This window comes from Marinobacter bryozoorum, from assembly GCF_023156245.1.
Lineage (GTDB): Bacteria > Pseudomonadota > Gammaproteobacteria > Pseudomonadales > Oleiphilaceae > Marinobacter > Marinobacter bryozoorum.
The window spans coordinates 87,992-99,934 of record NZ_JAKZAH010000011.1 but is presented as its reverse complement, the minus strand read 5'-3'; the positions used below and the strand labels follow the sequence as shown (position 1 = coordinate 99,934).

Genomic DNA, 11,943 nt, shown 5'->3' with positions numbered 1-11,943 from the left:
AGAGTAGGTCATCGTCAGGCTCTTAATCCCAAAACCCCGACAGCGAAAGCTGCCGGGGTTTTTTTATGGGATTAAGAGCCTGACGATGACCTACGGGAGTGTGAGGCCCGGTGCCCGCAGGGCAGGCGACGCGCAGCGTTGCCAGGGACGAACGCCCGGAGCGTCTCGCGTAGGGCCGGGAATCGTCGCAGCCCAGAGGGCTGCCTGTACCAGGCACCTCCGATGTCCCATACAGCCCCATGCAACACGCCTAAGCAATGCAGGTCATCCCAGTGCGAAGCACTGGCCGGGACTGCACCGTCAGTCAAAACACCACAAAAAAGCCCCGACACTTCACAGCACCAGGGCTCCTCCTACCATCAAAGCGGTTTCAAACCAGGGCCATCCACGGCAACGTCCATAACCCGAAGCCAATCATTGAAGCGCCCGCAATCTGACGGAACCAACGGTTACTGCGCAGTCCCTGAATCCAGGTGGCCGCGAGCCCTGTTCCCAACATGGAAGGCAGCGTGCCCAGCCCGAAGAACAGCATGGTACCGGCGGCGGCCGTCGTCGTTGGCTGCAAGGCTGCCCAGCCCAGCGTGCTGTACACGAGCCCGCAGGGTAACCAGCCCCAGAGCCCTCCTAGCAAGAGCGCCTGGCCAGGGTTATGGACGGGCAGAAGCTTGCTGGTCAGTGGCTGAAGCCGGCGCCAAACAGGCCCTCCCACGCGTTCTACGTGGCGGATACCGTTCCACCACTGCCCCATGGATAGCCCCATCAGGATCAACAGTAGACCAGCCAGGGTGCGCAGTACCGGACCCAGGGCACTCCAGGCGCTGGTGGCGCTTACACTCAGCCAGGCGATCAGTGTGGCGATCAGAACATAGGAGGCAATTCGAGCACCGTTGAAGGCCAATAGCATGAGCGCCTGGCGTAACCGAAAGCCCTTTCCCACAGGCAGCGCCATGGACAGTGATGCACTGATGCCGCCGCACATGCCAAGGCAGTGGGTACTGCCCAACAACCCGATGACAAATGCTGCGGGGTAACTCAGGGCCAGGTCTTGCAAGTCAGGCTCCGCGGTTCCGCTTGTCGTTTCCGGGTTGTGCCTTGTCAGTGCTGGCACCGGAAGGCGAATCGTCTCTCTGGTGGGGCTGTTTGGCATCATCGGGAATCATATCCCGGTCATCGTCGTAAAGGATGCGGTGAGCAGGCCCTTCCAGGTCGTCATATTGACCGCTTTTCACGGCCCAGTTGAATACCAGTACCCCGATTGTCACCAGTATCAGTGTGATGGGGATCAGTATCAGCAGAATGTTCACAGCAGTCTCACCTTGTTTCTCAGCTTGTGGGAGCTTCTTTCTGCCCCCGGGACGTCATTTTTGGCTTCTCAGGCGGCTGCACCGGGCGCGTTTGGGTTTCGCGGCCGAGCCTGAGGGCGTTGAGAACAACCACCAGTGAGCTCAGGGACATGCCGATGGCAGCCAGCCAGGGCGGCACAAGGCCGGCTGCGGCCAGGGGTAATGCCAGCAAATTGTAGCCCAGGGCCCACATCATGTTCTGTCGGATAATACGCCGGGTCTCCCGGCTGGCGTCAATGGCTCTGACCAGCAGGTTCAGCTGTCCACCGAGCAGGATACCGTCGGCCTTCAGCTGAGTCAGGTCAGTGGCTGACCCCATGGCAACCGAGACTGAGGCGCCCGCCATGGAAGGAAGGTCATTAAGGCCATCCCCCACCATCATGATCTTGCGGCCCTGTTCAGAAAGTGCCTGCAGGTGTTTCAGTTTATCTTCAGGAGCGGCCCCACCAACGGCCTCATCAATACCCAGCTCCCTGGCCACGCGGGTGACGTGGTTTGAGCGATCGCCGCTGAGCATGATCGTCCGGATATCCCTGGCCTGCAGTGTCCGTATCGTATCCGCGGCGTCATCACGAACACGATCATCGATCATCAGCCTTGCCTGCACGATTCCATCAACGGCCAGCCAAAGGTCAATGCCCTGGCTATCATCTGGCGGAATCACCCTGGTGTCCGTGGAGGACTCAATGAACGCGCGGTGGCCGATCACCACGGGCTTGCCGCTCCAGGTGCCGGTCAGGCCCTGGCCCAGGTGATTCTTTACGTCCGCTACCGGGGCTGGGCGTGTAGTACGGAATACTTCCGCAATGGGGTGCTCAGAGTGCTGCTCAAGGCCTGCAGCGATAGCGAGGAGCTGTCCGCTGGACAGGTCCCCCAGTTGTAAAACGTCCAGCAGGTGCAGCCGTCCTTCGGTCAATGTGCCGGTCTTGTCAAAGACTACCGTGTCGATGTCACCGAGGGTTTCAAGGGTGTGGCCCCTTGTGGGCAGAAACCCCATTCTTCGAAGCGCGAGGGTAGCGCTTGTAAGGGCAGTGGGTGTGGCCAGGGACAATGCGCATGGGCAGGTTACCACCAACACGGACAGTGTTATGTCGAAGGCGTTATCGGCACCGGCGAGCCACCATCCGAACCAGACCAGGGGAGCGATGATGAGGACACGGCTGACGAACACACCGGCAATCCTGTCAGCCATGCGGGCAATGCGAGGCTTTTCAGACTGGACCCGGTCGAGTATACGGAGGATCCCTGAAAGCCGGGTGCGGCTGCCGGTTCGCAGGACTTCGACCTCCAGCGGACCTTCGCCGTTGATACTTCCGGCAAACACTTCATCTCCTGCACTATGGGACTCGGGCAGGTATTCACCCGTCAGGGCTGCTTCATTGAGCGTTGAATGGCCTGCGAGGATAACGCCATCCACTGCCAGCGTTTCACCAGGCTTGACGCGAATACGATCCCCGGCCCGGAGTTGGTGGGCCGCGACAACCTCTGATTCTTCTCCTCGCAACACGGTGGCAACCCGGGGCTGGTAGCTGCCCAGGGCTGCCCCGGTGAGACCCGCCCGATATCGGGCCCTGGCCTCGATGAATCGTCCGAGGGACAGGAAAAACGTGAACATGCAGACGGACTCGAAGTACACCTCGTCGCCCCCGAAAAAAGTCACCCAGGCGCTGGCTGTGTAAGCCAGGCCGATAGCTATGGCGACGGGCACGTCCATGGTCAGGTGCCTGGTTCGAACATCCCGAATGGCATTGCTGAAAAAAGGCCGCGCGCTGTAGAGCACGACCGGTGTCGCAACCAGCAGGCTGAACCAGCGAAACATCTGGGTGAATTCAGGGGTAACGTCACCGATCATTTCGAAGTACAGGGGGACCGCAAGCATCATGCTCTGCATGGTGCCGATGCCGGCGACGAGCAGGCGTATGATTGCCGTACGATTCTCCGCCTTCAGCGTCAGTTCCGCTTCGTCCGCATGGTATGGCGATGCCGTGTATCCGAGCTCATGGATAGCGATCAGCAGGTCGCTGAGCCGGGTCTCTTCCGACGACCAGACCAGCCTGGCGCGCTGGGTCGAATGATTGACCGTAAAGGACAGTACCCCGGGGAGGGCGGTGAGGTGTCGCTCAAGCAGCCAGATACAGGCGGCACATGTGATGCCACCGATCAGCAGCTGCGCTTCCTGGCCACCCTTGACTGGCGCAACAAAGGCCTCCTGGGCAACCGGGTGATCCAGCTCCCGGATCCGTTCGATGTCGGCCTGTGAGAGGGTGCGAGGCGTTACCGCAGGGGCGGTGCGGAACTGGTAGAAGCTGTCGAGCCCTTCGTTATGAATCGTCTCGAATACGGCACGGCAGCCATGACAGCAAAAGGCCCGCTCCGGTTGGTCCGGGTCGGGCACGATCGCCTGGTCGGGCCTTACTGGCTCACTGCAATGGAAACAGGGAAGTGTCTCAGCCACGTTCTGGATCGTTGGGCCGCATCACGATGCCGGAATCGGCCGGGAAGTGGCCTTCACCCTTGATGCGCCAGTCAGCCGAGGGTCCGCTGATATCCAGGTACCACCGGCCATCGATCTTGCCAGCTACCTGGCCGCGGTAATGCCCGTTGCCGGTGGCATTGAGCTGAATCACCCGGTCATGGTCTCCCATGGTGGGGTGGAACAACTGGAGTACCAGGTAGTCTGGCGCGACCTCTGAGCCGGTTTTGTCACTGAGAAGTGTGACGTCCAGGCTACGGCCGGTCTGCTGGATACGGGCCTCCAGGCCAAGCTCGGCGGCGAGGGCATCACGCGCCATGGACTGGTTAATACCAAGGCCTTCCTTGGAATAGTCGTCGACAACCATGGAGGTATAGGTGGTCATGGAAAGGGTGATGGCCACGATACAGTAGGTAATGGATGCCGCCGGGAACAACACCAGGAACCAGAACCAGGGTTGCCGGAACCAGGGGCGTGATGCTTCGTACTCTTCGAAATTAGCGGTCTCAGACATGTCAGGCTCTTTGAAAGGGTCAGTGCAGCCCACCGCAGTGGGCTGGCAGTAAGGGTTTAGCGGGGCCTTGGACCAACAAAACGGCTGTCAGTTTCATCCGTGATATCGCCGGCGTCGGTGGCCTGTATGCGGAACGTAATCGATGTATTGATATCGTCCAGTTCCTCCGGGTCAGCCTCTACGACGACCGGCACAGAACGAAGGTCCCCGGCTTCCACCAGGACCGGCTGGTCACCACGCAACAGGCGGGCAGACTGAATGCCCTCAACATTGATGCGGAACTCCCTGGGCACTTCCGCCATATTGTTGATCTTGAGCGTATAGGTGTTCTCGATCCAGCCGTTGCCGTTAAAGCTGAACAAGGCGCCTCGGTCACGGATGACATCCAGTTCCACTGGCACACGGGTTGCTATTGTAACAATGACTGCCCCGATCATGAGCATCAGCAATGCCCCGTATCCGAACGTGCGGGGGCGTAGCAGCTTGGATGGTCGACCTTCCAGCTCATTCTCGGTGGTGTAACGGATCAACCCCCTGGGGTATTCCATCTTGTCCATGACACTGTCACAGGCATCGATACACAGCGCACAGCCGATACATTCATACTGGAGACCATCACGGATATCGATGCCGGTAGGGCAGACTTGCACGCAAAGCCCGCAGTCAATGCAGTCACCAAGTCCCAGCTCCTCGGGGTTTGCTGTTTTCTTGCGGCTACCCCGGGGTTCACCCCGGTTGGGGTCGTAGGAAACCACACGGGTATTGCGATCGAACATGACCGACTGGAAACGGGCGTAGGGGCACATATAGAGGCAAACCTGCTCACGCATCCAGCCTGCGTTCAGGTAGGTGGCCACGGTGAAGAAGCCCACCCAGAAATAGGCCCAGCCATTCGCGCCAAGTGTGAACAAGTCCGCCAGCAGTTCCCGGATCGGATAGAAATAACCCACAAAGGTAATGCCCGTGGCCAGTGCGATCAGCAGCCAGGCCACATGCTTTGCAGATTTCCGGATCATTTTTTCGGGCGAGTTGGGCGCCTTGTCCAGTCTCATCCGCTTGGTGTGGCTGCCCTCGATGCGTTCCTCAACCCACATGAAGATGAAGGTCCATACCGTTTGCGGGCAGGTATAGCCGCACCACACCCGGCCAAACAGGGTGGTTATGAAGAACAGGCCGAAGGCACAGATAATCAGCATGGCCGCCAGCAGGAAGAAGTCCTGCGGGAAGAAAGTGAGGCCGTAAAGGTGGAATTCCCGGGCCGGCAAGTCGAAATGAATCAGTGGTTCGCCGTCCACTGTTATCCATACGAACAGGAAGTACATGCCCATCAGGGCCATGAGACTGAAGAAGCGGATACGCTGGAACAGGCCCTTGATTTCCCGCACATAGATTTTCTTGCGGCTGGCGTAGAGTTCGACGGTTTCCGGCTTTTTCTTGTTGTTTTTGTCGGAGGGGCCGTCAGTGTTCGGGTCAATCTGCTGGACCGGAATCTGACTGCTCATCATTACCTCCTGATGGTGACAGGCCAGCGTAATGCCAGAATGGTAAGACACTTCGGCCTGGCGATCTTTTCAAGCCTGGGTCCGCTGGGCAGGCCCAGGGTTGAAAAGACCGGGCGCCGCAATCAGCAGCGCCTGGTTATTACTTGTCAGTCGTTGGACAGGCTGTACACGTAACCTGCCAGAATGTGGATCTGGTCTTCGCTCAGACGGCCGCCCTGGGCCGGCATGACGTTCTGACGACCATAGAGAACGGTCTCTTCGATCCAGTCATAGGTGCTGCCGTAGAGCCACACGTTGTCCGTCAGGTCGGGCGCACCCAGTGCCTGGTTACCGGTACCGTCAGCGCCGTGACAGGCCACGCAGGCCTGGGCGTACACTTCGGCGCCGGCTTCTGCGGCTGCTTCATCCTGCGCGCGTCCGCTGAAATCCAGTACATAGTTTACCACCTGGTCTACCTGCTCAGCGGTCATGTTGGGCATGGTGCCCTTGGCAGGCATGTTGCCCTGACGACCGTTGTGCAGTGTTTGCAGGATCGTGTCCGGGTCGCCACCGTATAGCCAGGCGTCGTCGGTCAGGTTGGGGAAGCCGACTGAGCCACGACCAGCTGAGCCATGACATACGGCACAGTTGTTGGCAAACAATCGCTGGCCCATTTCCATGGCATCCTCGTTACCCGCCAGTTCGGGAATCGGCGTGCTGCCATACTGGGCGTAGATTTCGCCGTAGCGGGCCTCGGCCTGCTGCACTTCCTCTTCCCACTGCTTTTCCTGGGTCCAGCCCAGCAGGCCTTCCCAGTTACCCAGACCCGGGTAGAGTGCCAGGTAGATCAGGGAAAAGACGCAGGTACCCGCGAACAGGTAGAACCACCACTTGGGCAGCGGGTTGTCATACTCCTCGATACCGTCGAAGGAGTGGCCCATGGTCTTTTCGGTTTCAGTGTCGGTGGTCTGGCTCTTGCGGGTGGCAAACAGCAGCCACCAGCAGCCAAAAATGGTACCGAGCACGATCACACTGATCCAGATGCTCCAGAAGGTACTCATTGCTTTTTCTCCGTTTTGTCCTGTTTCAAAGTGCGCTCGGCAATCTCGTCGTCATCAAAGGGCAGGTGGGCCGCTTCATCGTTCTTCTTCTTCCGGTGCGAGCTGTATGCCCACCAGACGATGCCGAAGAAGGCAACCATGACCAGAATGGTCTGTATGCCCCTGAAGTCATTGATGTCCATAGAACTTACCGTTTCTCAGAGATCACGGTGCCCAGCTGCTGCAGGTAGGCCACCAGCGCGTCAATTTCGAACTGACCGCGGACGTCTTCCGCTGCGCCATCGATCTGCTCATCGCTATAAGGTACGCCCAGGGTCTGCAGTGTCTTCATCTTCTGGGCGGTCTTGGTGTGGTCAACCTTGTCCTCGAACAACCATGGGAATGCCGGCATGTTGGACTCGGGTACAACGCTACGCGGGTCGAACAGGTGCATACGCTGCCAGGCGTCGGAGTAACGACCACCCACACGGGCCAGGTCCGGGCCGGTGCGCTTGGAGCCCCACAGGAACGGGCGCTCGTAAACGAACTCGCCCGCAACGGAGTAATGGCCGTAACGCTCGGTTTCGGCGCGGAAAGGCCGGATCATCTGGGTATGGCAAACGTGGCAGCCCTCCCGGATATAGATATCGCGACCTTCCAGCTCCAACGGATCCAGTGGTTCAAGACCGGCCACTGGCTCGTTGGTTTCTTCGATAAAGAACAACGGGAGCACTTCAACCAGGAACCCGGTACTGATCACCAACAGGATCAGTACCGACATCAGGCCGAGGTTTTTCTCTACAATTTCGTGTTTCATTTTGGTAAAGGCTCCTGATCAGGCTGGCTGTGCCGCAACGTTGTCGGCGGCAACTGCGTCTTTCTGGCGAATGGTCATCCACACGTTCCAGGCCATGACAAGCATGCCCGCAAGGAAGATCACACCGCCGAGGAAGCGCACCAGGTAACCCGGCCAGGAAGCTTCCAGCGCCTGAACGAAGCTGTAGGTGAGCGTGCCGTCATCGTTAACTGCACGCCACATCAGGCCCTGCATGATGCCGTTGACCCACATGGCGACGATGTACAGTACTGTACCGACAGTCGCCAGCCAGAAGTGAACGTTGATCAGGCCAATGCTGTACATGGCCTTGATGCCCCACAGCTTGGGAATCAGGTGATAGATCGCACCGATACTGATCATGGCAACCCAGCCCAGAGCACCGGCATGCACGTGACCGATGGTCCAGTCGGTGTTGTGGGAGAGTGCGTTCACCGTCTTGATGGACATCATCGGCCCTTCAAAGGTGGACATGCCGTAGAACGACAGGGACACCACAAGGAACCGCAGGATCGGGTCGGTACGCAGTTTGTGCCAGGCACCAGACAGAGTCATCATGCCGTTGATCATGCCGCCCCAGGACGGTGCCAGCAGAATCAGGGACATCACCATACCGGCGGTCTGGGCCCAGTCTGGCAGTGCGGAGTAGTGCAGGTGGTGACCACCTGCCCATACGTAGGTGGCAATCAGTGCCCAGAAGTGAACGATGGACAGGCGGTAGGAGTAGACCGGGCGATCGGCCTGCTTGGGTACGAAGTAGTACATCATGCCGAGGAAGCCGGCAGTCAGGAAGAAGCCTACCGCATTGTGGCCCCACCACCACTGCATCATGGCATCGGTGACACCGGCATAGGCCGAGTAGGACTTGAACAGTGAGGCCGGCAGAGCGATGTTGTTGCCAATATGAAGGACGGCAATCGTAATAATGAAGGCACCGTAGAACCAGTTGGCCACATAGATGTGGGGCGCACTCCGCTTGACGACGGTGCCGAAGAAGACGATGGCGTAGCTCACCCAGACCACGGCGATCAGGATATCAATGGGCCATTCGAGTTCAGCGTATTCCTTGGTCGAGGTAAGGCCAAGCGGAAGGGTAATGACAGCGGAGATCAGTACTGCCTGCCATCCCCAGAAGGTAAAGGCTGCCATGCCGTCCGAGAACAGCCGCGCCTGACAGGTTCGCTGGACAACGTAATAGGACGTTGCGAACAGGGCACTACCACCAAAACCGAAGATAACGGCGTTGGTATGTAACGGCCGTAAACGACCGAAGTGGGTCCAGGGCAGGTCGAGGTTCAATTGCGGCCACACCAGCTGCGCTGCGATCAGCACACCCAGCGCCATGCCCACAATACCCCATACGACCGTCATGATGGCGAACTGCCTCACCACCTTGTAGTTGTATGTCAGGTTTGCATTCACTGTGCTCATAGCCTTACCAATGGATTCAAGGGTGGGAAAGAAAATCGGCGCAAGTATGGAGAATCGATGACCTGTTTGCAATGACTCAGGTCAACTCCATCCGTGACCGTAATGCCGCTGAAATCAGTGTGATGGCGAATCTGTTTGATCGTTTCATGGTGTACAATGGCCGGGGTTTTCCGATATTCGTCAATAAATACCGCAAGCTGGCGGCCATGGGGTGATTCGCGACCTTTTGACGCACCTTATAGGTGCCTCGATCCAAGTCTGGTTGACCCCCGTAGGCCTTGCAAGGTGGAGGACATGATCTACAGCACAACCCGGCCTGTTGCGGCCAACGCCCCATGCCTGGTGCTCGCCCACGGCGCGGGTGCGGGCAGCGACAGTGCGTTTATGGAACGGCTTGCCGATGGCCTGGGCCAGGAAGGGGTCAACGTATGGCGATTCGAATTTCCTTATATGCAGAGGCGCCGGCTTGATGGCCGCAAACGTCCACCGGACAGGCAGCCAGTGTTGCTATCCCACTTTGCGGCCGTCATCGATGAATGCCGTGCCGGTATGGGCCCGGAGCAGACCCTGGTCATTGGCGGGAAGTCCATGGGTGGTCGTATGGCCTCCTTGCTGGCCGCTTCTTCAGACCGCCCCCGAATACAGGGGGTCGCCTGTTTTGGTTACCCGTTCCACCCGCCGGGCAAACCTGATCGATGGCGGACCGATCACTTCGCAGAGATGTGCTGCCCAATGGCTGTGTTCCAGGGTACCCGTGACCCCTTCGGGAAGCCGGACGAACTGGCTGCGCGGGAGCCGTTACCGGACCATGTCCGGGTCAACTGGCTTGAAGGCGGAAACCATGATCTCCGGCCTTTAAAGAAGCAGGGCCTGAGCGAGGATGCATTGATCGACCAGGCGGCATTGATGGCAGCTGATTTTATCAGGTCACTTGGGTAGGCTGTGCGCTCAGCGCTGAACCGGGGCGTCGTTAAACAAAAGGCCATATCCGAGGTAGCCTTATGGAACTGCAACTGAACCAACTGCTCGCTTTTTGTCGTCCCGGCTTTGAGTCAGAGGCGGGGCGTGAGCTGACCGATGCCGCGGCGGCCCTTGGTGCCTGGGGCTATTTTACGCCCCGGCCCGGTGCCGGGTGGTTGAGCTTTACCCTGGCCGGCGGACTGGATGCCCCGGGATTGCTGGCGCAACTTCCCCTTGAAGCCATGGTTTTTGTCAGGGACTGGCAGCTGCTGCTTACCGAAGTGCCGTTACCGGACAAGGATCGGGTGGGCGCTGTGGTCGAAGCGCTGCGGGCCCTGGGTGGTCAAGTCACAGGGGAATGTTCCCGGGTCGATGTGAGAGTTGGTGAAAACAGTACTGATCCGGACCTGGGTCGCTTTGCCCGCAAATGGGTGGCGCCGCTGTCCCGGGCTTTGCGGGGTGCGGGGCTGCTTGGCGACGAAGAGGAAAGCCGGGCCAGTGACCGGCTGGAACTGTTCCTTCTGGACTTTACCTCGGCCTTTGTCGGTATCAGTCCGGGGAACAACCGGGCACGCTGGCCCATGGGCATTCCGCGCCTGAAATTGCCGGCTTCCGCGCCGAGCCGGTCTGCGCTCAAGCTGGAAGAGGCCTGGAAAGTCTTGTTACCGGCGGACCGCATACTGGATTACCTGGGTGGAGGAAAGTCCGCCGTGGACCTTGGTGCTGCCCCGGGAGGCTGGACCTGGCAGCTGGTACAGCAGGGTATGCGGGTGACCGCCGTGGACAACGGTCCTATGGACGATGACCTGATGGCCACCGGCATGGTGACCCACGTGCGGGCCGACGGTTATCTGTGGCGCCCGAAGCGATCAGTAGACTGGATGGTGTGTGACATTGTCGACAAGCCCCGGCGTACGGCCGCTATGGTCAGCGACTGGTTTAACGACCAGCTTTGTCGGTACAGCGTCTTCAACCTCAAGCTGCCCATGAAGAAGCGCTACGATGAGTGGTTGCTGTGCCGGGAATTGCTGGAAGCACGGCTGGCTGACGCGCCGTTCGGATTCCGCCTCAGGGCGCGGCAGCTTTACCATGACCGGGAAGAAATTACCTGCTTCCTTGAGCGGACCGACTGATCTGCCAGGGCGAATGTCAGCACTGGTGAAGAATGGTGATCTTCTCGTCCTGGTCCATCATGGGCTTCACGTCATTAAGCAGTTCCTGGCGATCCCGGGAGTGATACCAACGGTCCCAGTCGGCCTCGGAACGCCAGTTTGCCAGGGTAATCCGGTGATTGGGGTCGCGGGCGTTCACCAGGGTTTCGCCGGATACGAAGCCGGGCGCCGAGACTGCGCCCTGTAGTATCCTGCGGGAGCGTTCTTCATACGCGGACTCGAGGGACTCAGCGATATGACGTTCAATCAGGACTCGGATCATAGGCACCTCTCTGCGCCAGTCACTATACCGTCAGGTCGGCTTTCTAGTCTAAAATAGACCTGTATGACAGTAATTTAGCATCTGAACCGGGAAATTCCATCAGGTTTGTCCGGAAACCTGTCCGACGGCCGGAAACTCTGTCGGTGTGTACTGTGGGAGGTGATTATGGCGGAAACCCCAAACCAGGATGCCGAGCTTGATGCCCGCGGGCTGATGTGCCCGGAGCCGGTCATGATGCTGCATAACCGGATAGCCGACGTGCCGGTAGGTGGTGTGCTGCGGATGTTGGCTACAGACCCGTCGACAACCCGGGACATCCCCCGTTTCTGTCAGTTTTTGAGCCATGAGCTGCTCAGGCAGGAGCAGACCGGGGACGAGTACCATTTCTGGATTCGCCGGGGCGCCTGAGCAGCGCCCCGGGCTACGACGAGC

At 59.1% G+C, this 11,943-nt stretch carries 14 protein-coding genes; 4 read left to right on the top strand and 10 right to left on the bottom strand.

Annotation, left to right across the window (positions count from 1 at the left end; genetic code table 11):
• Positions 1 to 370: 370 nt before the first annotated feature.
• The 9 genes from MLC59_RS08705 to ccoN form a co-directional block, all read right to left on the bottom strand.
• The gene (locus tag MLC59_RS08705; protein WP_248233419.1) at positions 371 to 1,051 is read right to left on the bottom strand and encodes a sulfite exporter TauE/SafE family protein; all 681 of its coding nucleotides are present in this window, start codon (positions 1,049 to 1,051) and stop codon (positions 371 to 373) included.
• A gap of 1 nt (position 1,052) precedes the next feature.
• Entirely contained in the window at positions 1,053 to 1,304 is a 252-nt protein-coding gene (gene ccoS, locus MLC59_RS08700) for a cbb3-type cytochrome oxidase assembly protein CcoS (protein WP_248233416.1), read from the bottom strand.
• A gap of 19 nt (positions 1,305 to 1,323) precedes the next feature.
• On the bottom strand, positions 1,324 to 3,798 hold the full coding sequence (locus MLC59_RS08695; protein ID WP_345799759.1) for a heavy metal translocating P-type ATPase: 2,475 nt from the start codon (positions 3,796 to 3,798) through the stop codon (positions 1,324 to 1,326).
• Positions 3,791 to 4,330 (bottom strand): FixH family protein, encoded by a 540-nt coding sequence (locus tag MLC59_RS08690; RefSeq protein WP_248233414.1) that lies wholly within the window; start codon positions 4,328 to 4,330, stop codon positions 3,791 to 3,793. The genes MLC59_RS08695 and MLC59_RS08690 overlap by 8 nt, the downstream gene beginning before the upstream one ends.
• Before the next feature lie 56 nt (positions 4,331 to 4,386).
• Positions 4,387 to 5,832 (bottom strand): cytochrome c oxidase accessory protein CcoG, encoded by a 1,446-nt coding sequence (gene ccoG / locus MLC59_RS08685; RefSeq protein WP_248233411.1) that lies wholly within the window; start codon positions 5,830 to 5,832, stop codon positions 4,387 to 4,389.
• A 146-nt stretch (positions 5,833 to 5,978) separates the two neighbouring features.
• Positions 5,979 to 6,872, bottom strand: a complete 894-nt coding sequence (gene ccoP / locus MLC59_RS08680) for a cytochrome-c oxidase, cbb3-type subunit III (RefSeq protein WP_248233409.1) — start codon at positions 6,870 to 6,872, stop codon at positions 5,979 to 5,981.
• Entirely contained in the window at positions 6,869 to 7,054 is a 186-nt protein-coding gene (locus MLC59_RS08675; protein ID WP_248233407.1) for a cbb3-type cytochrome oxidase subunit 3, read from the bottom strand. Before MLC59_RS08675 ends, ccoP begins: the two co-directional genes overlap by 4 nt.
• A gap of 5 nt (positions 7,055 to 7,059) precedes the next feature.
• Positions 7,060 to 7,668: a cytochrome-c oxidase, cbb3-type subunit II gene (gene ccoO, locus MLC59_RS08670; protein WP_248233406.1), complete on the bottom strand. Its 609-nt coding sequence runs from the start codon at positions 7,666 to 7,668 to the stop codon at positions 7,060 to 7,062.
• A gap of 18 nt (positions 7,669 to 7,686) precedes the next feature.
• Entirely contained in the window at positions 7,687 to 9,117 is a 1,431-nt protein-coding gene (gene ccoN, locus MLC59_RS08665; protein WP_248233404.1) for a cytochrome-c oxidase, cbb3-type subunit I, read from the bottom strand.
• 71 nt (positions 9,118 to 9,188) lie between these two features.
• On the opposite strand from ccoN, the gene MLC59_RS08660 reads away from it, so the two are divergent.
• The 3 genes from MLC59_RS08660 to rlmM all read left to right on the top strand — a co-directional run bounded on the left by MLC59_RS08660 (position 9,189) and on the right by rlmM (position 11,210).
• Positions 9,189 to 9,332 (top strand): hypothetical protein, encoded by a 144-nt coding sequence (locus MLC59_RS08660; protein ID WP_248233401.1) that lies wholly within the window; start codon positions 9,189 to 9,191, stop codon positions 9,330 to 9,332.
• 79 nt (positions 9,333 to 9,411) lie between these two features.
• Positions 9,412 to 10,056 (top strand): alpha/beta fold hydrolase, encoded by a 645-nt coding sequence (locus MLC59_RS08655; RefSeq protein ID WP_248233399.1) that lies wholly within the window; start codon positions 9,412 to 9,414, stop codon positions 10,054 to 10,056.
• 74 nt (positions 10,057 to 10,130) lie between these two features.
• The gene (gene rlmM / locus MLC59_RS08650; RefSeq protein ID WP_248233431.1) at positions 10,131 to 11,210 is read left to right on the top strand and encodes a 23S rRNA (cytidine(2498)-2'-O)-methyltransferase RlmM; all 1,080 of its coding nucleotides are present in this window, start codon (positions 10,131 to 10,133) and stop codon (positions 11,208 to 11,210) included.
• 16 nt (positions 11,211 to 11,226) lie between these two features.
• On the opposite strand, the gene MLC59_RS08645 is transcribed toward rlmM, so the two are convergent.
• Positions 11,227 to 11,511 carry an antibiotic biosynthesis monooxygenase family protein gene (locus MLC59_RS08645; RefSeq protein ID WP_248233395.1) on the bottom strand — a complete coding sequence of 95 codons (285 nt, stop codon included), beginning with the start codon at positions 11,509 to 11,511 and terminating at the stop codon, positions 11,227 to 11,229.
• 165 nt (positions 11,512 to 11,676) lie between these two features.
• Between MLC59_RS08645 and tusA the strand changes: the two genes are divergently transcribed.
• The gene (tusA, locus tag MLC59_RS08640; protein ID WP_248233394.1) at positions 11,677 to 11,919 is read left to right on the top strand and encodes a sulfurtransferase TusA; all 243 of its coding nucleotides are present in this window, start codon (positions 11,677 to 11,679) and stop codon (positions 11,917 to 11,919) included.
• The last annotated feature ends 24 nt before the right edge of the window (positions 11,920 to 11,943 follow it).